This window comes from Oceanobacillus sp. CAU 1775, from assembly GCF_054482815.1.
The window spans coordinates 57,066-77,666 of the sequence record NZ_JBTLRO010000013.1; the positions used below are offsets into that span (position 1 = coordinate 57,066).

Sequence of the window (20,601 nt, forward strand, 5' to 3'; positions counted from 1 at the left end):
CTTAGTAACATATCTAGACTCTTTTCACTTATATGAAAGGATCCATTTTATGCTTAAAATAACTTTTGACCAATAAAGCTTTTTCCAACAGGAGAGATGTAGCATAAATTCCTACGAGACAGTAGTATATTTTCATCAAAAGTATAGAACCAGCACAATTTGTTTTTGTAAATTTATATATCTTATACTATCCGGCGATTAAATATAACAGAGGAGAGAGTTAATTGGAAAAACAATTTAACCAAATGATGAATGCAACTGAAGGTACTAGCGGAAGTGAAATTGAAAGAGTCCTAGGATTTTTTATCCTTATAGGAGCCATTGAGGAAAAATTTGCACTTGCTGACTTAATGGAAGCAGAAGCAAATAAAGTTGACGCGGTAGCAGACGCATATAGAAATGGATGTGCAACACAAGCGCCAACTGTAGGAGAATTACAAGCAGTAAATGATTCTGTTGCCAGTGTATTTGAGAATTTGTGTTGTGTAATGGAAGCAATCAACAATCAAATAGATCGTGGTTTAGGGCTTCTTAATGAAAACTAATAATTAATGAAATAACATCGGGTAAACGTATCAATCACAATGAAGCGTGATGATATAGATTTGCGAGGCTATGGATCGTCGGATTCCATAGTCTATGTTTTATTATGTATTCGTTTTTGAATTCCATAAGCCTCGTCTAGGGGATAACCTTGGTACCCGCTTTTTATATTCTACATACTCATTCCCAAACTTTTTAGTAAGCAATGGTTCTTCTCTGAGAATAAAATATAGATAATTAATCGTCGTGAAAAAGACAAACCAGGACAGTAATGCTAGTGAACTGAATAGAAGTGCTTCTCCAAGAAGAATGCATGCTACACCGCTAATCATCGGATTCCGGCTATATTGATATGGACCGCTTACGACTAATTTCTTTGGAGGATTCTAGGGAGCTAGTGTACCTTTTCCTCTAGTTGAGAAGTGTTTAATAGTCGTTATAACTAGCGACAAGCCAGCCGCAATAAAAAGTGCACCAAGTAATATTAATATAACTTAAAAAAAGATAGAGAAATTCCATTCATATTTAGAAAAGAAATATATAAGAATGACAGGTATTGTGATAGTTACATTAAATGGTAGCATTAATATGGAAAATAAAATAGAAAAACGAGATGGTTGAGCATCTTTATTCATCCGATCGCCTCCAACATTAAATGATGACTTTCATTCTTTTAGAAGTAAGTAAAATTCTATTTTTGAGGTTTAGACGGAGTATTTCCCGTATAGTATATTCATCTAAATGCGGAAAATAACCATCTAAGCCACGGAAGCAAGTAGATGGTTATAATTTTAACTGACTTATAGCGAGGCATCTTTAAAAAAGGAATTACTTTTTCAACGCTGCCTTATATACTGCTCTTTAGTTTGCTTATATTCTAAATGAATTAAGAGTCTTCAAAAAATGTGATTCCTAACTTCCTTCTAACAATTAAGACAATAACTAAGAGTATCATAAATATAATTGGTACGGTATCGTCATGAATTAATTCAAAATATCTTAAGGAAAATACTATAGCTATAGCAAAGAAAACAGATGATAAAAAGATAACTTTTTTCATATCAATCACCAGCTTTTTTCTTTAATATCTCATACTATTAGTTTACTGAAAAATCGTTCTTTTCTATTAATTAAATGTACCATGAGGATGAATAATTTAAAAGATAATTCTTCAGAAAAAATATCATTTTATTAATCTTTTTCTAAATCTCTACATCAGGCAGATCCTCAATTCTTGTTCTCTTATAAACTTGGATGAATCATTCAAGCACTACTAGCTTCCCGTTTCTCCCCGAATGCCATCAACAAGATCATCACTAAAATAAATCCCGTCCCAAGCCATTGATACCCACCAAACGGCTCGTGCAACCAAAATACAGTAGTCAAAACAGCTGCAAGTGGTTCAAGACTTCCTATCAAACTTGTTTCCTTTGGTGATAAAGATTGTAAGCTTTCAATAAAGAACCAAAAGGCTAGCATAGTACCGAATATAATGACAAATGTTAAATATAAATATCCTTCAAGTGGTAAACCCGCAAAGTCCATTTGCCATGGAGGGTGAACGAAACTGAGCGTGACTCCGCCAATAATCATTGCCCAACCAACAATTACAAGGGAATCATAGTAAGCTAAAAGTGATTTGCCGTATAGAGTATAAAACGTTAAAGCTACAGCAGAAAGAAGTCCCCAAATAATTGCTGGAGTTGGCACAGATAGCTCTGATAGCGATCCGTTTGTTAATAATAAGAAACAACCACTTAAGGCAAGGAATACGGTAACAACATCTTTTCGTCTTAAGCGCATTTGTTTTCGTAGAACCATATAAGCAATTATCATAATTGGTGCTTGGTACTGCAGAAGCGTTGCGACAGCTGCGTTCCCATGATCGATGGAGGCCATATATGTATATTGGACAGCGAGCATTCCAAATAAACCAAAGATTAGTAACTGAAAAGAACTTCGTTTACTTTTCCAAACATCGAAGATTTGCTTTTTATCTCTCGTTAAATACTGGACGGTTAAAAGTAAAATTCCCGCTATTAAGAGTCGCACCGTCACAAGCCAATCAACTTCAATTGCAAAGTCTTGGAATAGCTTTTGTGCAACTGTTCCCCCAACACCCCAAAACGTTGCTCCAGAAATAATTAAAAACAACCCGATTTTTCTATTTTGACTGTTCATATCTCTATCTCCATTTATCCAATAATCTTTCTCGTATACCGAGTGTATCGATGCACACGTCTAAAAGCAAAAATATTAGATTAGAAAAAGCTAGCTCGTAAGTGAGCTAGCTTTGTTTCTTAATCACAGCAATCGTACATCTTGAAGTACAAACAAGTTTACCTGTTGCTTCATCTGTAATTTTTATATCCCATACATGTGTTGTTCTCCCAAGATGCAGTGGAGTAGCAACAGCTTTTACCATACCTTCTCGCATGCCACGAATATGGTTGGCATTAATCTCAAGTCCAACTGCCGCCTCTGTTTCTTGGTCGACTAGATAAGAACTTCCCACACTTGCAACTGTTTCTGCAAGGACGACGGAAGCTCCTCCATGAAGTAGGCCAACTGGCTGCCTCGTTGGTCCGTGGACAGGCATTGTAGCGACAACTTTTTCCTTCGTTACTTCAAGAACTTCGATCCCTATTGCTTCCATGATTGTTTCCATGACTTTTCCCCCATTATATTAAATTGTTTTTAAAAAGATTTACTTCCTTCTCGGTGAAACATATTTATTGCCAGCTATCCAATATCGCCAAGGGTAGTGTACGGCTTCACCAGTATTTTGAATCCCAATTCTAGGACCAGTTGCGATTTGTTCTGGCTGTATGTCAATTCCTTTCTCAATCCAAAGTGGAGATTCACCGAGGGGATGTCCATAGTCCAACATTGTAATACCAAGAGCTTTCGTTAATTTGCCAGGGCCATTTGTCCAGTCGATTTCCCTCTTTGCTTTTGGTCTTCTTTCGGCCATCAATTCTTGACCAAAAAAAGGTTCAACTGCTCGAACCAAGACGGCTTCGGGTTGATCTATTTCACCACTAACCACATTAAAAAGGCAATGAGTATGCATGGTATACGTATAGGTGATGCCAGGTTTACCAAACATGATTTCCGTTCGTTTGGTTCGGCGGCCATCAAAACTATGTGCTGCCCGGTCTTGTATCCCCATATATGCCTCTGTTTCAACAATGACACCAGATGCTTTTCCTTCGGGCGTTTCTTTAACGAGTAGGCATCCAAGTAATGATTTTGCGAGTTCAAGTGTTGGTTGGGAATAAAATTCACTTTCTAGTATATTGTTCAAGGGTATTCTCCTTTGCGGGAAATTACTTTACATTTTAACTATCATTTTCTCTATATTTACACTTTACTAAACTTTAACTGGTAAAGAAAGAATATTGAGCGTGAGAAGCGGGTAAAGATAAACGTAGATGGTCTATCTACGATTTTAAAAGGAGGTTCGCCAATGAATGGACAATGGGCACTTATTATAGGATTAGTTCTTGCCATTTTAATGTCTATTTTAGCTGTGATAAATGTTGAAGCAGTTAGTGTAAATTTAATCTTTACCGAGATTCAGATGCCATTAATTATTTTAATTCTTCTCTCGGCTTTTATCGGGGCAATTATCAGTGGAGCCCTTGCTTCTAGGAAAATGTATCATCTAAATAAGGAGAATAAGCATCTGAAACAAAAAGCAGAAACGCTAGAAAAAAAGCCGAAGAAACAACCAAGCAAAACGATTGAGTTGAAGCAAGAGGATAATAAGCTTTTATAACCGTTTATTTTAAATATAGATAAGCCGAGAATCCGAGCAAATTTGTGCTACTCTCGGTTTTTTTATTCTTTTAAGTTATACTGAAAACAATAATGAAAAAAGGGACGAGAAGCTATGGCGAAGATTTTAATTATCGAGGATGATCCTAAAATTGCATCATTGCTAAAAAATCATCTACAAAAATACGGTTATGATGCAATAATAAATGAAGACTTCGATGTAATTATGGAAGTTTTTGAGCATGTGCAACCAGATCTAGTTTTACTAGATATTAATTTGCCGAGTTTTGATGGATATTATTGGTGCAGGCAAATTAGAAAAGTTTCAACCTGTCCAATTTTATTTCTTTCTGCCAGGTCTGGGGAGATGGATCAGGTCATGGCACTAGAAAATGGTGGCGATGATTTTATTACGAAGCCATTTGCGTATGAAGTTGTGATTGCTAAAATAGGGAGCAGTTTACGTCGTGCATATGGGGAGTATGCTCCAAAGGTGAAAGAACGAACGATGGAATTAGCTGGTTTAACATTGTTTATGGAGCGGCTTGAACTCGCAAAAGAGGACAAAGTTGTTCCGCTAACAAAAAAAGAAGCTGTCCTACTTGAAATGCTTATGAACCGTTCACCACGTGTTGTATCAAGAGATGTTTTATTAGAAAAACTATGGGATGATCAATCCTTCGTAGATGAAAATACGTTGAATGTAAATGTTACAAGAGTCCGGAAAAAACTTCAGGAGCTAGACATTGAGGATGCAATTGAAACAATTAGGGGAGCGGGATATCGACTCGTTTCAAACTGGGAGAAGGAGTCATGATCAAATTATTTTTCCGTGATCAGTTTCCACTTTTACTGTTTAATTTTGTTCAAATTGCCTTGATTCTTTACGTGCTTTGGATGGGTGGTTTTCAAGAACTTTCGCTAGTATTTTATACTTTATTTCTAGGAGTTTTCTTATTAACGATTTATCTCATTTATCGATATTTTACCTTAGGTTCTTTTTATCAGCGTTTAGTTAAACCAATCGCCAATCTTGATGAGGTTTTTGAAACATTGGACGGCGCACCTCTATCATCTGCGCTAAGCAAGCTATTAAAAAGTCAGCATCATTTATATATCAATGAAATTGAGTTAGCCAACAGTAAAAAGAACGAACATGTCACCTTCATTAATCAATGGGTGCATCAAATGAAAACCCCGCTTTCCGTCATTGAGTTAATTGCTCAAGAGTATGATGATGAACAAATGCAAAGTATTCGAGAAGAAACGGATAAACTCGAGAAAGGTCTGGAAATGGTTTTATATGCAGCAAGACTCGAGGTCTTCGAACAAGATTTTCATGTAAAACCTGTTTCTTTAAAACATACAGTTGATCAAGTCATTCAAGAAAACAAACGCTTCTTTATTAAAAATCGTGTCTACCCAGAAGTTAATATTTCAGAAGTTATGGTTGAATCAGACGAGAAATGGTTAGTGTTCATCCTGAATCAACTAATTACAAATGCTGTGAAATATTCAGCTGGAAAAGGAGAAAAGATTTATTTATCTGACCGTGCTACTGCAGATGGGATTGAATTAACAATTCAAGACCATGGAGTTGGGATTCCTAAATCTGATTTAAAAAGAGTCTTCGATGCATTTTTCACAGGGGAAAATGGCCGAACATACCGTGAGTCCACAGGAATGGGCCTCTCCCTCGTTCGCGAAGTCTGTGAACATTTAGAACATAAAGTAGCAATAGAATCAACCCAAGGCGAAGGAACACGAGTTAAACTGACCTTTTTTAAATAGTCTATATTCCCGAAGCGGGTTTCTCCTCTTTACAACCTTACATCAATGTAAGATAAATGAAAGTTAGAACGATGTTTAAATCCCTCGAAATTTTATACACTGTGTATAGAAGAAAGCGAGGGGTTTTTATTATGGATATTTTAAAAATGAATAACTTAAGTAAAGTATATGATGGAAAAGTTGCGCATAAAGCGTTGAAAGATATCGATTTAACAATTGAAAAAGGCGAATTTGTTGGAATTATGGGGCCTTCAGGAAGTGGAAAATCGACTTTGTTAAATATGGTGGCAACAATCGACCAACCAACTTCAGGGTCACTCCTTATAAATGGAAAGAATCCTCTACAAATGGATAATGACGCATTAGCAGAATTTCGCCGTCGTGAATTGGGGTTTGTTTTCCAAGATTTTAATTTACTTGCTACATTAACTGTTGAAGAAAATATTGTACTCCCACTTACACTCGAGGGTACAAGTGTAAAAGAAATGAAAGAACGTGTGGCAATAGTTGCTGAAAAGTTAGGGATCACTGCAATTTTGAAAAACCGAATTTACGAAATTAGTGGTGGTCAGGCACAGCGAACTGCAATTGCACGGGCGATCATTCATCGTCCGAAGATGGTTTTGGCTGATGAACCAACAGGTAATCTTGATTCCAAAGCTTCAAGAACAGTAATGGAAATGCTTGAAAAAATTAATCAGGAAGAACAAGCAACAATGATGATGGTAACCCATGATCCAATCGCGGCGAGTTATACAGAACGAGTAGTTTTTATCAAAGATGGAAAGTTGTTTAATGAAATCCACTGCGGAGATAATCGCCAAGCATTTTTCCAAAAGATAATCGATGTGTTATCGCTGTTGGGAGGGGATGCAAGTGACCTTTCGTCAATTCGCATTTAATAATGTTATAAGAAATAAACGAATTTATGCGGCGTATTTTCTTAGTAGTTTATTTTCTGTACTGGTATTTTTCGTTTATGCTATTTTTGCCTTCCATCCGGGGTTAACGGAAGTACATCCGAGTGTTTCGATTGGATTGCATTTCGCGGAAGGGATCATATATGTTTTTTCATTTATCTTTGTTTTGATATCAATGAGTGCTTTTCTCCATTCGCGAAAAAAAGAATTTGGTCTAATGGTTATGTTAGGGATGACGAATAAGCAATTACGCCGGATGGTATTTTTAGAAAATGTACTTATTGGAACAATTGCAACGATTTCTGGTGTTGCTATCGGACTTATTTTTGCAAAACTTATCTTAATGACAGCTGAATCTGTTTTACAATTAAGAGAACCTCTGCCATTTTACGTGCCATGGGAAGCAATTTTACTTACGAGTGGAGCTTTTATTCTATTATTTATTGTTATATCCTTTTTCACGGTAAGGATTTTAAAAGGGAATAAATTAATCGATCTTATAAAAGGTAGTGCTGTACCGAAGAAAGAGCCCAAAGCGTCGATTTTACTATCTGTGTTAGCAGTTTTCTTACTTGCTTTAGGGTATGGAATTGCTTTAACTGTTGAAGGCGACCAGGTAATTACGGCAATGGTTCCCGTGACTATTATCGTTACGATTGGTACTTACTTTTTATTTACACAGCTCAATGTATTTATTATTCGTCAACTAAAAAAACGTAAATCAATCTTTTGGAAAAAGACGAATCTCATTCTTTTTTCTGATTTGGCAAATAGAATGAAGGACAATGCACGTACTTTCTTTTTTGTAGCGATTGTTTCAACGGTTGCATTTACCGCAATTGGTGCACTTGTTGGTTTCCGTGTTGTATTTACAGATGATATGCTTAAAACAAATCATTATGCGATGGAATATTCGGCAATCGATGGCAATGAGCAGGTCGATGAACATCTGGATATAATCGAGTCGGAATTACAGGGCTTTAATTATCAAACGGAAAGCCTTCCTATTAAAAAGATTTCAATACCAAGTATGGTTAGGGGCTATGTTACTCTAACGGGAGTCATTCCAGAATCTGCATTTAATGCGCTCGTAGATTTAGCTGCAAAGACAGAACATAAAGTAGATGTTAGCGGAAACGATGCCGTGCATATATTTTATAAAAGCGCAGCAATGGGTTATGAAGAATCAGAGGTTGAACAAGAGCGTGTGTTGGATATTGAAAACAGTGAACATAAATTGAACCAAAAAGCTGCTTTTGGAACATCATTAATAGGAACCTATGATGATTATCTTATTGTCGATGATGCTTTTTATAATCAACTAACGGCAAATGAATTAGAAAGCTACCATGTTTTTCAAGTAGAAGATTGGAAAAGCACGATTGACGCTGGCGAACGAATTTTAGAAAAACTGGAAGTGAAAGATACGAATGGATTTGGGTCTACGTTTAAATTTTCTAGCCTAGGCTATGAATGGACAATAATCAATCAATCATTTGGAGCAGTCTTGTTCATCGGCTTATTTATGGGAATCGTGTTCTTTGTTGCTGCAGGGAGCTTCTTGTACTTCCGCTTATATGCAGATCTTGGAGACGAGCAGAAGAAGTTTTCCATGATTAATAAAATTGGGTTAACTACGAAAGAGTTATCGAGAATTTTGACGATACAGCTAGCTTTATTATTTTTCGTTCCGATTGTGATTGCGATTATCCATGGCGCGGTTGCTTTAACGGCGCTCGAAAGTATGCTTGAATACAGCCTAATAAAAAGTACATTCTTTGTTCTAGGAAGTTTTAGCGTTATTCAAGTTATTTATTTCATCTTTATTCGCCAAAACTATATTAAAAAAGTAAAAAACTATATAGAGAAATAGTAGCTTGGGGGATATTTATTTATTCCCTGAGTTTTTCTGATTAAGCAGATGAATGGTATTCTCATAGCGGTATATTATACTGTTAGGTATGGATAATAATTGATAAATTTTACGATATAGTGTCTATCATTAGGCTGAAGGGAATGGATACGATGAAGTTAAGTATATTAGATCAAGCTCCAATTACGAAAGGAAATACAGCGGCAGATGCTCTTAAAAAAGCGGAGGAACTAGCTATTCTAGGAGATGAATTAGGATATACAAGAATGTGGATGGCTGAACACCATGGGACAGAACATTATGCAAGCTCGGCACCAGAAATCACAGCTGCACATCTTGCAGCGAAGACAAAGAACATTCGAATTGGTACGGGCGGAGTCATGATGATGCATTATTCTCCATTGAAATTGGCAGAGGTTTTTAAAACATTGAGTTCATTTTCTCCAGGAAGAATTGATTTTGGTGTCGGTCGAGCGCCGGGTGGAGATAATTATTCTATTTATGCCTTGTCAGAAGGACGCCAACCAATGATTGATAATATGTATGAAAAATTTGATACTGCTTTACAGTTGATGAATGATGAAATGCCTGAAGATAGTTTATATAATCGAACAATTGCTACACCGTTTGATGTAAAGTTACCAGAAGCTTGGATGCTTGGTTCGACTGGAAATAGTGCACTGCAAACGGCAAGAAGAGGTGTTGGCTATTCATTTGCACAGTTCTTTAATGGAGAAATGTCCAAGGAAATATTTGATACTTACCGAAATAATTTCGTTGCTTCTCCATTTATGGAAAAACCAGAGATTAGTGTTGGGTTTATGGTGACAACTGCTGAAACTAGAGAAGAAGCGGAATTTGAAGCACTACCGCAAGATTTATGGAGATTAAACTTTATGAGAGGGCGCATGATGCCAGTCCTAACTCCTGAAGAAGCTCAAGATTACCATTTAACAGAAATGGATCGCATGACCATCATGGATAATCGAAAATTACACTTAGTCGGTGAGATAAAAGAAGTCGCCGAATACCTAAGAAAAGAACAAGAAACATATAAATTCGACGAAGCAATGATCGTCAGCATCCCACACTCACAAAAACAACGACTAAACGTATACCGCTTACTAGCAAAAGAATTATTATAGAATGAAACATGGGGACGGTTCTCGTGTTGCAATGACTGCAACGCGAGAACCGTCCCCATGTTTCACTCTTTACTTCCAGCAAGAATAATTCTACTATTGTTTATATATGTGGTGAATCGTTTGCGGGGTGAGATTGGATGGTAAAGTATATCTCTAAAGGGATATTTGTTTTTATGTTTTTATTTCTCGTTGCTTGTAGTGATGATCGTGTGCTTGAACAAAGCGCGGGGGATTCTGAGGGTACAATAATTATATCTGCAGCAGCGAGCTTAACGGATGTTTTACATGATGTTGCTGAAAGTTTTAATAAAGAATTTCCGAACATTCAAATAAACTTTAACTTTGGGGCTTCTGGAGCATTGAAACAGCAAATTCTACGTGGCGCACCAGTCGATCTTTTTTTCTCTGTTGCAAAGAATCATTTTGAACAAGTTGTTGAAGCAGGTTTTATTGTAGAAGAACAAGTCACTGATTTATTAGCGAATGAACTTGTGTTGATTGTACCTAAGGGAAGTACGCTGGTAACTTCCTTTGATGAGCTACCACGTGCAAAGCGAATTGCAATTGGAAATCCTGAATCTGTGCCAGCAGGGGAATATAGTATGGAATTATTTCAGACCTTGGAAATAGAAGGAAAAATAAAGGAATCCCTTATCTATACAGAAGATGTTCGAACAGTGCTTACATATGTAGAAACGAAAAATGTTGATGCAGGAATAGTATATCGTACGGATGCTATTATGAGTGAAGAAGTAGATATTGTGGAAGTTGCGCCAACACACGCACATGAGCGAGTTGTTTATTCTGTTGGTATTGTAGAAGGGTCTGATAATATGGACATCACGAAAATATTTTACGAATTTTTACAGTCAGAAGTAGCATTGAATATATTTAAGGAGTATGGCTTTGATACTTACTAATTTATCATTAGAACAGTTTCTTCCACCTATATTGCTATCGTTAAGAGTAGCTACTATTAGTCTTATTATTATTATTTTTATATCCGCCACCTTAATTGCAAAGTGGATGACAAAAGCAAGGTTCAAAGGGAAAATTATCTTGGAAACAGCTTTCATGCTCCCGCTTGTTTTACCCCCAACAGTAGTTGGGTTTTTACTCGTGATAATTTTTGGGAATCAAGGGTTTATGGGGATGGTAGTAGAATGGTTGTTTAATCAACCGATACTATTTACTTGGTATGCTGCAGTTATTGCAAGTACGGTTGTGGCATTTCCATTAATGTATCAATCGGCAAAAGTCGGCTTCTTAAATGTTGACCCAGATATTGAGAATGCCGCAAGAGTCGATGGAGCAAGTGAATTTCAAGTATTTATTAAGATAAGTCTCCCGCTTTCTCGAGCCGCCTTAATAACCGGGGGTTTACTCAGCTTTGCCCGTGCCTTAGGAGAGTTCGGCGCAACATTGATGATTGCAGGAAATATCCCTGGCCAAACACAAACCCTCCCAACCGCAATCTACGTAGCCTTCCAATCCGGCAACATGACACTCGCGTGGGCATGGGTAATAATCATGATCCTCCTATCATTCCTAATGCTTTTATTTATTAGTAGATGAAACATGGGGACGGTTCTTCTGTTGCAATCAATGCAACAAGAGAACCGTCCCCATGTTTCATAAGAACCTGCTGCGTGTTTCTGGTGTTGGTAGTGTGCAACTGTTTTTTGTTCCGAACCATTTTATTCTATTTTTGGCGATGATATTATATGCTACGTCTCGGATTGAGCGTGGCACTAGGGTAAAGATGTAGCTTAATTTCCATAGGCCTTTAAGGTGCTTGGCAATCCGAAGTGCTGCTGTTGATTTATAGTAAATATTATTGTTTTCAATTAAAACTAAACTATCCATGTCATCGGGAGTTTGGAACTTCTCACGTAATTCTATTCCTAAGTCACTTTGCAAGGAAGCAAATTTGAACGTTTCCTTAGGATCTCTGCGGATGATAAATTGAACACTGGAATCGCAAAAATTACATTCACCATCAAATAATACAATCGTATCCATCGCACTCATCCTCGCTATTATTTCATACCTTCATTATACAATAGCTTATTTCAGATAGCGAGTGCATGACACCATGATTAAATATTCGCTGCCTGACTATATTCTGGCTCGGTTCGAAGCTTATAATTGTGATAAAGCACAGTGATCAGTGCGCCAATTAGCAAGATAAGTCCAGTTAAGAAAAACCAAATCATGAGTACGATAATGCCCCCTAAGCTTCCATATGTCGCAGAGTAGTTTCCAAAGTTACTTACATAGATAGAAAAGCCAAAGGAGATAATTTGCCATAGTAAACTTGCCGTTAGTGCTCCAGGTAAAATGTGTTTTAAAGGAAGTCGTTTATTCGGTGCAATTCGATACAAGATCATAATGAACGCTGTTAACACGACAATACTGATTACCCAACGTGAGATTTGCAACACAATTTCCATCCCAGCGCTGATTCCAAGAACCGAGCTAATAAAACCTAGAATCACATCTCCAAAAACTGGAAGCAACATTGCAATCCCTACTGATAGAATCATCCCTAACGTAAGTGCTAGTGAAATCCCACGAACGACAAAGAAATTACGTGTTTCTTCGACATCATACGCTTCATTTGAAGATTTGATAAAAGCATTTATTCCATTAGAAGCAGACCAAAGTGCTCCGATAATACCTGCAGTAAGTAAGCCACCACGAGGTGTTTCAATGAGACCTACAATATTCTCCTGAAATAAATTGGCAATCTCGCTAGGTAAAATTCCTGTCACGAAATCCATTGCTTCAACTGGAGAAATGTTTAAATAAGGAATGATAGCAAAAGCTACAACTAACAACGGAAAAATAGCTAATAGAAAATAATAAGCTAATGAAGCTGCTAATAGTGTGACATTGTGTTCATTAAATTTTTCCATAAATTCTTTCATTATTTTTTTGATTTTATCCATTAGTAACCTCCAAAAAACTCCATTTAAGAAATCCCTTTATTTTTTAAATAAATTATTTCTAATCTATATACCCTACTCTCATTTATTTAATCTTTAAACCATCTGTTTACTCAGCGATAATATATCTAAGCCATTTAATAGTTTTAATTCATTGAACTAGTGGTATAATACCTCTATATAAATCTTTATTAATGGATATTCAAAAACTTACATTTGAGAACGTAAACCGATGCTAAAGGAGGGAATCATCTTAATGGAACTAATCTATCTTAGTACAATTTTAATCGCAGTAGCATTCGCAATTATCGTAGTCTATCTATGTATCGTCCTTAAGCGTGTTTCGAATACGATGAAGTCTCTAAGCACTACTATTGGTGAGGTAGAAACAAAAATGAATACCATCACCCCAGAATTATTAGAAACCATTCAACAGACGGACAAGCTAGTTGAAGATGTAGAAGTTAAGGTCCAAGCAACAGATAGCCTATTTGACTCTCTAGAGGATGTAGGAACTTCGATTACTTCAGCTAACGATGCCTTTCAAAATCAATTTGGCGAATTGACAGATGAAGAAATGGACAGAAAAGTGAAGCCGTTTATAGAAGGAATAAGATGGAGTGAAGTTGGTGTAAGACTTTATACCGACTATCAAAGAAATAAAAAAGAAGCACAGAACGTAAACGTTACTGGGAGAGAGGGATAAGACATGACATTAGTAGGTGTAGGTGTATTATTAATAGGAATTGCTTTTCTTATTTTAGCAATTTTCCTAGCAGCAACATTACAAAACTTAGCAGGAATCCTTGGTGGTATTGATAAGACTGTCCGCAGATTACCAGATCAACTGGATGAAGTGATGAGTGAAACAAGTAATATTATCCGCGAAAGTAATCATACGTTAGCAGATGTAAATGAGAAAATGAGCCAATTAAGCCCATTATTTTACATTGTAGGTGATGTTGGAAACGCAACTAGAAAGTTTACTTCATCATTAGTAGACGTGACAGACTCGGTAAAAGCGAAAAGCGAGACAGGAAAAGAACTTACTGAGAAGAATAATCTTGGTGGAATTTATGGCTCCTTTGCACTTGGATACTACTGGCTAAAAAGACGTCAACAATTAAAACACGATAAGCTTGAAGGAGAGTTTACAGGTGGAAACTAAAAGTAATCATCCATTGGTAAGTATTCTTGGCGGTGCAGTAAGCGGTATGGTTATTGCTTTTCTGACTAGTCGCCGTGATATCCATGCAGGCGAACCGAGTGTAATCGACAAAGCTAAAATGTTTGAAAAAGAGCTGTATCTAGCAGGGCAAACCCGTGCGGAGACACTTAAACAAATTAAATTAGAAGCAAAGATAGAAGCAACAAAATAAAAATATAAAAAAGACGCTAGCCTAGAGATGAAGGTTAGCGTCTTTTCTATTACTATAAGAGGTTATAAGGTTATTTATACTAGAAAAGTAAAGAGGTAAAGCCACGTCCGGCTCCAGCGCCCAACGACTATCAAACTTCACACTTCTCCACTACGATAAAGAAGACTTGCCGATTGCTTTAGCAGAGGCTTAGTCGCACTTGTACCCTTGTGGTGAAAGTCAACATCGGTTCGTACCTCACCGTGTTTCCTTTATCTAAAAAGTAAAAAGGAAGTTCAACTAAAATCGCGACATCACGTCGCAACGTTGAACCACCCCACGTCCTGTGGGGCGCAGTTTGTACGTCGTTAAACGGGCGCTTACGCCTTTGAGAATTACTGATTCCCAACTACTTTTCTTTCTTGATTAAATTCTTTCGCCTTCTGGAAAATCATTGTTCCTAATGTAAATGCACCATACAAACCTTCCAGATTTCTTCTGCTTGCAAAACTTTCAGGTTCAGTTCTCTCAAAATCTTCCACGACTGTTACCATTCTTGAAGAAAGTTGATGCGTTGTACGGCCAACATCTCCTACAAGGTAAAAGATCGGTGTAAGTTCTTTTAATTGTGCATTGATTTGTTGAATCGTATCAACGCCGGTATCTAGTGCTACATTAACCTGTGTTGTAATTCCATCAACTTTTTCTGGTAAATCCTTCGTCGTCTTCTTTATATCACTTAATACTGCTGTTGCTTTCATTAATGGCTTGATGAGAATTCCAACTAAGCCCAGTAAAGCAATTCCAATAATTATTAAACCAATTCCTACCCAAGTCATAAAATTGCTCCTTTCTATTCCTTGTCTATATTTTACCACCATAAAAGTGATGGTAAACTTACTTCTTTTAGCATACCATATTTTCTTTGTCATAAACCTTGTTCCACTTCAATAAATTTTACTATAAGAGGTTGTTCAATAAGTCCGGTAAAAATGACACTTCGAATTTCTTCGTTGGCTTGCTTTTCCGCTCCTCATGTACCTCAAGATGTACATTCCGGTGCTCAAAGCTTCGCCGCCTTGAACTTCTCGGTCCTTTTTATCCTCCTTCTTGAACTTATATGATAAGAGAAACAAAGGAGCTAACAAAATGACGCAGAAAATAAAAATAATTAGCTGGTTTATTGGACTAGGGTTTTTAGCCTTTTTTATTCAATTGCCAATTCAAAAAGTAGATACAACTTGGGTTGATTGGTCTTTACCGCTTTCAGGAAAAGTGATTGTCATTGACCCAGGTCATGGGGGCCCCGATGGGGGAGCGGTTGGAAGTGATGAAACGACCGAGAAAAATATTGCGCTAGACGTCTCCAAACAATTACAAAGTTATTTGCAGCAAGCAGGCGCACTTGTTTATTTGACGAGGGAAAAAGATGAGGACTTAGCCGCTGATGATACAAAAGGGCTTGCCAGAAGAAAGTCGGAGGATATTCGCGAAAGGCTTTCTTTCATAGAAGATAAGAATGCTGATTTTTTCCTTACCATTCATTTGAATGCATTACCTTCTACTAAGTGGAGCGGTGCTCAAACCTTCTATTATCCGAAGTATCCGGAGAGTGCACACCTCGCTCGAATGGTACAAGCAGAAATCATCCGAAATTTAGAAAACACAACGCGAGAGTCCCTACAAATAGATGGAGTATACTTGTTAAAGCATGCACCAGTGCCAGGAGCCTTAGTTGAATTAGGTTTTCTTTCTAATGTAGAAGAAAGGGAATTATTGAAACAAGAAGACTATCAAGAGAAAATGGCGGTAAGTATTTATCAAGGAATTTTAAGATATGTAACAGAAGCAATAGAAGAGGAGTAAAAACACCATCCTTCCTATAATACAAATCACTGAAATAATAATATACGTTATGTTATACTGTTCATGGTATATCTAAAGCTTAAGGGAAGGTGACAAATGTGCTAACAAAAGATCAAGTTATCGAGCTTCTTAATCCAGTCAGAGACCCGTTTATACATACAACTTTTGAAGAAACTGGTGCGATTAAGAGCGTTACAATAAGAGAAGAAAAGAAACATGTCAGTGTAAAGGTTGGAATTGCTAAACTAAACACTGGCGAACAAATGGATCTCCAACAAGAGATTGTTGGAATTCTTAAGAAGAACGGTGCTACAACGGTGGGCTTGCGTTTTGAGCAACTCGATGAAGCTATTATCCGAGAACACCAACCAGCTGTTGACGAGGAAAAAGAAGCGTCACTAATGGGTGGCAGTAATAATACAAAATTTATCGCGATAGCAAGTGGTAAGGGTGGCGTTGGTAAATCAACAGTTACAGTTAACCTTGCGATGGCGTTAATGCGTTTAGGTAAAAAAGTTGGAATTATTGATGCGGACATTTATGGATTCAGTATTCCTGACATGATGGGAATTGAAGAGCGTCCAGTAGTTCGTGGGAAAAAGATTATCCCAGTAGAACGTTTTGGTGTGAAAGTTGTTTCCATGGGCTTCTTTGTTGAAGACAACTCGCCAATTATCTGGCGTGGTCCAATGCTTGGTAAAATGTTAAATAGCTTTTTCTCTGAAGTAGAATGGGGCGACTTAGACTATCTACTTCTCGACTTACCGCCTGGAACGGGTGATATTGCAATGGATGTTCATGAACTTCTTCCAACATGTAAAGAAATCATTGTAACTACTCCGCACCCTACAGCTGCATTCGTAGCGGCACGTGCTGGACAAATGGCAATGAAGACAGATCATGAAATTCTCGGAGTTGTAGAGAATATGTCTTATTTTGAAAGTAAAGTAACAGGTGAAAAGGAATATGTCTTCGGGCAAGGTGGCGGACAAAAGCTAGCTGAAGTTTTGAAAACAAAAGTACTTGGTCAGCTTCCATTGATGCAACCATATATGGAAGACGATGTTTTTGCACCATCTGTTTATCAAGAAGACCACCCAACTGCAAAGAAATTCCATCTTATCGCAGCAAAAGTAGTTGCGAAATTAGAAGAATAACCTATAAAAGTGTAAGCACTGCGTAAATCAGGGCTTACACTTTTTTATATAAATTTTAATCATCCCTCAACTGATGTTCAATTAGCTGCCACCGCTACCACTTCCGGCACCACCGCTTTCTTCTTCACCTGATCCACCACCTCCACCGCTATCTCCGCCACTTTCACCACCGCCACCTTCTTCCTTGCTCTGTGCTTCCTGCGCGGCTTTGAGTAAAATTTCCTGAATTTTTGCTTTGAAAAGTGGGGTTTCTAGTGTTTGAGTAATTGTTTCTTCTAGGTGGGCTCTGAACTGTTGGCTTTTTAATAATGTTAAAATTTGCTCTGAAATCTCAGGATTTTGAAGGACTTCAATCATTTGCTTTTGATACTCTGCATCTTTCATTAAGTCTTTCATTAATTTTTCATGTTCTTCATTGATTGCTTCTGTGTAACCTTTAACGAAACTAGGGTCTTCAAATAAGCTTTGCCACATTTTTTTACCATCTTCACTCATTAGCCCTTCATTGATTGCAGACTTAACTACATCTGATTGAATGATTAATTCGTGTTTTACTTTCTCATCTTGCATCAACTCAATTAAAGTCTTCTTCCCGTCTTCCGTTTGTAAAATATCTACAACCATTTTCTTCGTCTTCTCGTAATCGACCTCTTGATTGTTTGCATTCGTCTCACCACAGCCGACCAGTATGAACACGAATGCTAAACAAAATATTAATTGCTTCTTCATATACAACCCTCCGTCCACTATTTTTAATATGAATGGTAAATTAAATTACTATGCATTAAATGAGGAAAAAAGTAAAATTTCGTGATAGAATACAGGAGTAGTTAAAGGAAACTTGTAGGAGGATTTACTTTTGAACACTCGAAAAATAATTAAATTCTTAATTAATACGTTTTTAATAGGTGGAGCAGCTGGATTAGTTATTAGTTTCTTCATTAAGTGGGATGACTATGCAACACATTTAAATCCATTTAATGTTATGGAAATTTTAGGATTAGTACTATTTTTCATTGGATTAGGATTAACATTTAGTGTAATCAGTATGACAGGATACTTTGCTTACTTATATATTCATCGATTTGGAATTAATTTATTCCGTTCTTTTTGGCCAATCATTCAAATTGTTTTAGTGTTATTTGTCTTATTTGACTTAGTGTACTTCCCATATAGAGGTTCTGATGGTGAGCTTAACATTTACTTATTACTATTAGGTGTCATCCTATTCTCTATTTATGCTTGGTTTATAGCCAAACTAAAAGCGAAGGAAACAAATCAGACAGCGTTTGTTCCAGCTTTATTCTTTATGGTTGTAATGACAACCTTAGAATGGACGCCGGCATTAATGGCTGGTGGAGAAGATTATATTTGGTTAATGTTAGCACCTCTTCTTATCTGTAATACATATTTACTAATTGGTTCTCACCGTATTGCGAATAAAATAGATGGTAAGTCAGCAAAAGATCCAGCAAGAAAAGATGTTCAACCAGAAAAAACTTCTAAAAAAAGAAAGAAATCTTCAAAAGCATAATAAAAACGGAGAGCAGAAGATGCTCTCCGTTTTTTTAAAACAATCTTTAGTCTACAATTTCAATATCTGTTTCTGCTTCACTAATCAATTCAGAAACTGGCACAAAGTTAAATCCTTTATTTTTAAGCCCTGGTAAAATAGTTTCTAATGCCTCTGCAGTTTGTTTTACGGAATCAGATGCATGGAGTAAAACAACATCTCCATTTGTTGTTTCCTTCATTACAGTATCAATAATTTTATCTGTCCCGGGATTCTCCCAGTCGTTTGGATTGATATTCCAATGAACAACCTCATAGCCCATCGACTTTGCGAGATCTAGTACCTCTTCGTTAAATTGTCCGCTCGGCGTGCGTAGTAATTTCATATCTTCATACCCTATTTTCCCAAAAACTTCTTTCGCTAAAACTAAATCACTTTGCACTTGACTGAGCTCTTGGTCAAGGTAACTCTTATACCTATACCCAAGCATACCTATCTCGTGCTCGTCTTCAGCAATTTTTTCAACAATCATCGGATGCCTCTCTGCCCACTCCCCACTGAGAAAAAATGTCGCCTTTACATCTTCTTCTTTTAACTTTGCTAAAATCTCATGAACCTTTTCCTCACCCCAGCTAATGTTAAAGGTCAAAGCAATATTCGGTTCTTCCACACTCCCTTTCGTTATCGCAACATCATCGCTGTTTTGTAACCAAAGAAAGTTACTGTTGCTATTGATAAAGAAAATCGTGGCAACAAGTAGACCAACTACACCAATTAAAATAAATCTCCGTTTGCGAGTGAAATCAATTACATAGAAATCCTTCATTCTTTTTCCCCCTACACTGCTTGTCTTACTAATTTATATGAAAAGGTAAATTAGATTATGAGCGCAAAGTATTTTTAAAAAGAGTTTAAACAAGCAGTCATATTGGGAATAGAGACTATAATACGTCAAAGTATCTAATATATCTTAAACAACAGACAGTTTTCGACATTTAGTACGAATAGATATATTAAGAAATATTCGAGGTAAGGTTGAGGTGAGTTATAATGTTAGGGTTATTGATAAATGAAATGGAACAAAAGGAAATTGAATATCTAATAAAGCGAGAGTTAGACGAGCTGTTATTAGATTTAGATGACCACCGTATTGATTACATGGTTAAGATTGCAATGAAGGAACGTTACCAAAAATTATTTCAATTATTACGTCGTGTTGCTCACGAGAATGAATGTCTCCCATACTTACCTACAAACATTAAATACAATTCATAAGGAAAGAGCTAGAACCGCTAAAGCTCTTTTTTACTACGGCCAACAAGATAACATAAAGGAAGTTTAAATTTATTTTAAAATAACTGTTGCATGAAATAAATTGATATGGTATAGTAATTTCTGTTGTGATTTTTACAAGATTTAATTCAGTTTACTAGAAATTAAACAAAATATGAGTTGACATCTTGAAAAATACATGATATATTAATGTTCGTCGCAAAAAACGACAAACAATTTATAATTGCTCTTTGAAAACTGAACAAAACAACCAGTATGTTAAGCAGAATCACAATTGTGAGGACGCGAAAGCGTTTTAATAAGAGAACCCCGTTTTCTTATCTAAAACAACTCTGTAGGAATGCGAATTTCTAGTGGAGTATAAACAGCTAAGAACTTTCATAGAATCGACGGTGTCGAATCTATTCAAACACT

At 36.7% G+C, this 20,601-nt stretch carries 24 protein-coding genes and 1 pseudogene; 16 read left to right on the top strand and 9 right to left on the bottom strand.

Annotation, left to right across the window (positions count from 1 at the left end; genetic code table 11):
* Positions 1–224 precede the first annotated feature (224 nt).
* Positions 225–545, top strand: coding sequence for a hypothetical protein (locus ACXYMZ_RS16165; RefSeq protein WP_458949444.1), 321 nt, complete (start codon positions 225–227; stop codon positions 543–545).
* Positions 546–647: 102 nt separating this feature from the next.
* Here the strand turns inward: ACXYMZ_RS16165 and ACXYMZ_RS16170 are convergent.
* From ACXYMZ_RS16170 to ACXYMZ_RS16185, 4 genes and pseudogenes are all read right to left on the bottom strand, one after another.
* A pseudogene (locus tag ACXYMZ_RS16170) lies at positions 648–908 on the bottom strand (methyltransferase family protein); the annotation flags it as partial.
* 898 nt (positions 909–1,806) lie between these two features.
* The gene (locus ACXYMZ_RS16175; protein ID WP_458949445.1) at positions 1,807–2,724 is read right to left on the bottom strand and encodes a DMT family transporter; all 918 of its coding nucleotides are present in this window, start codon (positions 2,722–2,724) and stop codon (positions 1,807–1,809) included.
* Between the two features lie 106 nt (positions 2,725–2,830).
* On the bottom strand, positions 2,831–3,211 hold the full coding sequence (locus ACXYMZ_RS16180; protein ID WP_458949446.1) for a hotdog fold thioesterase: 381 nt from the start codon (positions 3,209–3,211) through the stop codon (positions 2,831–2,833).
* 39 nt (positions 3,212–3,250) lie between these two features.
* Positions 3,251–3,850 (bottom strand): DNA-3-methyladenine glycosylase, encoded by a 600-nt coding sequence (locus tag ACXYMZ_RS16185; protein WP_458949447.1) that lies wholly within the window; start codon positions 3,848–3,850, stop codon positions 3,251–3,253.
* A 162-nt stretch (positions 3,851–4,012) separates the two neighbouring features.
* On the opposite strand from ACXYMZ_RS16185, the gene ACXYMZ_RS16190 reads away from it, so the two are divergent.
* From ACXYMZ_RS16190 to modB, 8 genes are all read left to right on the top strand, one after another.
* Complete coding sequence (locus tag ACXYMZ_RS16190) at positions 4,013–4,324, top strand: LapA family protein (protein WP_458949448.1); 312 nt, start codon at positions 4,013–4,015, stop codon at positions 4,322–4,324.
* A 114-nt stretch (positions 4,325–4,438) separates the two neighbouring features.
* The gene (locus ACXYMZ_RS16195; protein ID WP_458949449.1) at positions 4,439–5,140 is read left to right on the top strand and encodes a winged helix-turn-helix domain-containing protein; all 702 of its coding nucleotides are present in this window, start codon (positions 4,439–4,441) and stop codon (positions 5,138–5,140) included.
* Entirely contained in the window at positions 5,137–6,114 is a 978-nt protein-coding gene (locus ACXYMZ_RS16200; protein ID WP_458949450.1) for a sensor histidine kinase, read from the top strand. The genes ACXYMZ_RS16195 and ACXYMZ_RS16200 overlap by 4 nt, the downstream gene beginning before the upstream one ends.
* 131 nt (positions 6,115–6,245) lie before the next feature.
* Positions 6,246–7,016: an ABC transporter ATP-binding protein gene (locus tag ACXYMZ_RS16205; protein WP_458949451.1), complete on the top strand. Its 771-nt coding sequence runs from the start codon at positions 6,246–6,248 to the stop codon at positions 7,014–7,016.
* Positions 6,991–8,907 (top strand): ABC transporter permease, encoded by a 1,917-nt coding sequence (locus tag ACXYMZ_RS16210; RefSeq protein WP_458949452.1) that lies wholly within the window; start codon positions 6,991–6,993, stop codon positions 8,905–8,907. The genes ACXYMZ_RS16205 and ACXYMZ_RS16210 overlap by 26 nt, the downstream gene beginning before the upstream one ends.
* A gap of 152 nt (positions 8,908–9,059) precedes the next feature.
* Positions 9,060–10,052, top strand: a complete 993-nt coding sequence (locus ACXYMZ_RS16215) for an LLM class flavin-dependent oxidoreductase (protein WP_458949453.1) — start codon at positions 9,060–9,062, stop codon at positions 10,050–10,052.
* A gap of 137 nt (positions 10,053–10,189) precedes the next feature.
* Positions 10,190–10,972 carry a molybdate ABC transporter substrate-binding protein gene (gene modA, locus ACXYMZ_RS16220; protein ID WP_458949454.1) on the top strand — a complete coding sequence of 261 codons (783 nt, stop codon included), beginning with the start codon at positions 10,190–10,192 and terminating at the stop codon, positions 10,970–10,972.
* Positions 10,953–11,627 carry a molybdate ABC transporter permease subunit gene (modB, locus tag ACXYMZ_RS16225; RefSeq protein WP_458949455.1) on the top strand — a complete coding sequence of 225 codons (675 nt, stop codon included), beginning with the start codon at positions 10,953–10,955 and terminating at the stop codon, positions 11,625–11,627. The genes modA and modB overlap by 20 nt, the downstream gene beginning before the upstream one ends.
* Before the next feature lie 57 nt (positions 11,628–11,684).
* Here modB and ACXYMZ_RS16230 read toward each other — a convergent pair whose 3' ends face one another.
* Positions 11,685–12,074 carry a thiol-disulfide oxidoreductase DCC family protein gene (locus ACXYMZ_RS16230; RefSeq protein WP_458949456.1) on the bottom strand — a complete coding sequence of 130 codons (390 nt, stop codon included), beginning with the start codon at positions 12,072–12,074 and terminating at the stop codon, positions 11,685–11,687.
* 77 nt (positions 12,075–12,151) lie between these two features.
* Entirely contained in the window at positions 12,152–13,003 is an 852-nt protein-coding gene (locus tag ACXYMZ_RS16235; RefSeq protein ID WP_458949457.1) for a YihY/virulence factor BrkB family protein, read from the bottom strand.
* Positions 13,004–13,256: 253 nt separating this feature from the next.
* Here ACXYMZ_RS16235 and ACXYMZ_RS16240 point away from each other — a divergent pair, with 253 nt between their 5' ends.
* From ACXYMZ_RS16240 to ACXYMZ_RS16250, 3 genes are read left to right on the top strand one after another with little or no spacing between them, the layout of a single operon-like run.
* Entirely contained in the window at positions 13,257–13,706 is a 450-nt protein-coding gene (locus tag ACXYMZ_RS16240) for a DUF948 domain-containing protein (protein WP_458949458.1), read from the top strand.
* A gap of 3 nt (positions 13,707–13,709) precedes the next feature.
* Positions 13,710–14,168 (top strand): DUF948 domain-containing protein, encoded by a 459-nt coding sequence (locus tag ACXYMZ_RS16245; RefSeq protein WP_458949459.1) that lies wholly within the window; start codon positions 13,710–13,712, stop codon positions 14,166–14,168.
* Positions 14,158–14,379, top strand: a complete 222-nt coding sequence (locus ACXYMZ_RS16250; protein WP_458949460.1) for a hypothetical protein — start codon at positions 14,158–14,160, stop codon at positions 14,377–14,379. The genes ACXYMZ_RS16245 and ACXYMZ_RS16250 overlap by 11 nt, the downstream gene beginning before the upstream one ends.
* Before the next feature lie 374 nt (positions 14,380–14,753).
* Here ACXYMZ_RS16250 and ACXYMZ_RS16255 read toward each other — a convergent pair whose 3' ends face one another.
* A complete protein-coding gene (locus tag ACXYMZ_RS16255; RefSeq protein ID WP_458949461.1) occupies positions 14,754–15,197 on the bottom strand; it encodes a DUF948 domain-containing protein in 444 nt (147 codons plus the stop codon).
* Between the two features lie 310 nt (positions 15,198–15,507).
* Here ACXYMZ_RS16255 and cwlD point away from each other — a divergent pair, with 310 nt between their 5' ends.
* Both cwlD and ACXYMZ_RS16265 read left to right on the top strand, forming a co-directional pair.
* The gene (gene cwlD, locus ACXYMZ_RS16260) at positions 15,508–16,224 is read left to right on the top strand and encodes an N-acetylmuramoyl-L-alanine amidase CwlD (protein WP_458949462.1); all 717 of its coding nucleotides are present in this window, start codon (positions 15,508–15,510) and stop codon (positions 16,222–16,224) included.
* 98 nt (positions 16,225–16,322) lie between these two features.
* Positions 16,323–17,381, top strand: coding sequence for an Mrp/NBP35 family ATP-binding protein (locus ACXYMZ_RS16265; RefSeq protein ID WP_458949463.1), 1,059 nt, complete (start codon positions 16,323–16,325; stop codon positions 17,379–17,381).
* Between the two features lie 81 nt (positions 17,382–17,462).
* Here ACXYMZ_RS16265 and gerD read toward each other — a convergent pair whose 3' ends face one another.
* On the bottom strand, positions 17,463–18,110 hold the full coding sequence (gene gerD, locus ACXYMZ_RS16270) for a spore germination lipoprotein GerD (protein WP_458949464.1): 648 nt from the start codon (positions 18,108–18,110) through the stop codon (positions 17,463–17,465).
* Between the two features lie 130 nt (positions 18,111–18,240).
* Here gerD and ACXYMZ_RS16275 point away from each other — a divergent pair, with 130 nt between their 5' ends.
* A complete protein-coding gene (locus ACXYMZ_RS16275) occupies positions 18,241–18,915 on the top strand; it encodes a KinB-signaling pathway activation protein (RefSeq protein WP_458949465.1) in 675 nt (224 codons plus the stop codon).
* 46 nt (positions 18,916–18,961) lie between these two features.
* Here the strand turns inward: ACXYMZ_RS16275 and pdaB are convergent, their stop codons facing one another.
* Complete coding sequence (gene pdaB, locus ACXYMZ_RS16280) at positions 18,962–19,720, bottom strand: polysaccharide deacetylase family sporulation protein PdaB (RefSeq protein ID WP_458949466.1); 759 nt, start codon at positions 19,718–19,720, stop codon at positions 18,962–18,964.
* A 224-nt stretch (positions 19,721–19,944) separates the two neighbouring features.
* Between pdaB and ACXYMZ_RS16285 the strand changes: the two genes are divergently transcribed.
* Positions 19,945–20,169: a hypothetical protein gene (locus ACXYMZ_RS16285; protein WP_458949467.1), complete on the top strand. Its 225-nt coding sequence runs from the start codon at positions 19,945–19,947 to the stop codon at positions 20,167–20,169.
* The last annotated feature ends 432 nt before the right edge of the window (positions 20,170–20,601 follow it).

Coding starts and splice junctions, on each gene's coding strand:
- ACXYMZ_RS16175 (WP_458949445.1), bottom strand. CDS start 2,724: ATGAACAGTCAAAATAGAAAAATCGGGTTGTTTTTAATTATTTCTGGA.
- ACXYMZ_RS16180 (WP_458949446.1), bottom strand. CDS start 3,211: ATGGAAACAATCATGGAAGCAATAGGGATCGAAGTTCTTGAAGTAACG.
- ACXYMZ_RS16245 (WP_458949459.1), top strand. CDS start 13,710: ATGACATTAGTAGGTGTAGGTGTATTATTAATAGGAATTGCTTTTCTT.
- ACXYMZ_RS16205 (WP_458949451.1), top strand. CDS start 6,246: ATGGATATTTTAAAAATGAATAACTTAAGTAAAGTATATGATGGAAAA.
- ACXYMZ_RS16240 (WP_458949458.1), top strand. CDS start 13,257: ATGGAACTAATCTATCTTAGTACAATTTTAATCGCAGTAGCATTCGCA.
- ACXYMZ_RS16230 (WP_458949456.1), bottom strand. CDS start 12,074: ATGGATACGATTGTATTATTTGATGGTGAATGTAATTTTTGCGATTCC.
- cwlD (WP_458949462.1), top strand. CDS start 15,508: ATGACGCAGAAAATAAAAATAATTAGCTGGTTTATTGGACTAGGGTTT.
- ACXYMZ_RS16215 (WP_458949453.1), top strand. CDS start 9,060: ATGAAGTTAAGTATATTAGATCAAGCTCCAATTACGAAAGGAAATACA.
- ACXYMZ_RS16190 (WP_458949448.1), top strand. CDS start 4,013: ATGAATGGACAATGGGCACTTATTATAGGATTAGTTCTTGCCATTTTA.
- ACXYMZ_RS16200 (WP_458949450.1), top strand. CDS start 5,137: ATGATCAAATTATTTTTCCGTGATCAGTTTCCACTTTTACTGTTTAAT.
- pdaB (WP_458949466.1), bottom strand. CDS start 19,720: ATGAAGGATTTCTATGTAATTGATTTCACTCGCAAACGGAGATTTATT.
- modB (WP_458949455.1), top strand. CDS start 10,953: ATGGCTTTGATACTTACTAATTTATCATTAGAACAGTTTCTTCCACCT.
- ACXYMZ_RS16255 (WP_458949461.1), bottom strand. CDS start 15,197: ATGACTTGGGTAGGAATTGGTTTAATAATTATTGGAATTGCTTTACTG.
- ACXYMZ_RS16195 (WP_458949449.1), top strand. CDS start 4,439: ATGGCGAAGATTTTAATTATCGAGGATGATCCTAAAATTGCATCATTG.
- ACXYMZ_RS16285 (WP_458949467.1), top strand. CDS start 19,945: ATGTTAGGGTTATTGATAAATGAAATGGAACAAAAGGAAATTGAATAT.
- modA (WP_458949454.1), top strand. CDS start 10,190: ATGGTAAAGTATATCTCTAAAGGGATATTTGTTTTTATGTTTTTATTT.
- ACXYMZ_RS16235 (WP_458949457.1), bottom strand. CDS start 13,003: ATGGATAAAATCAAAAAAATAATGAAAGAATTTATGGAAAAATTTAAT.
- gerD (WP_458949464.1), bottom strand. CDS start 18,110: ATGAAGAAGCAATTAATATTTTGTTTAGCATTCGTGTTCATACTGGTC.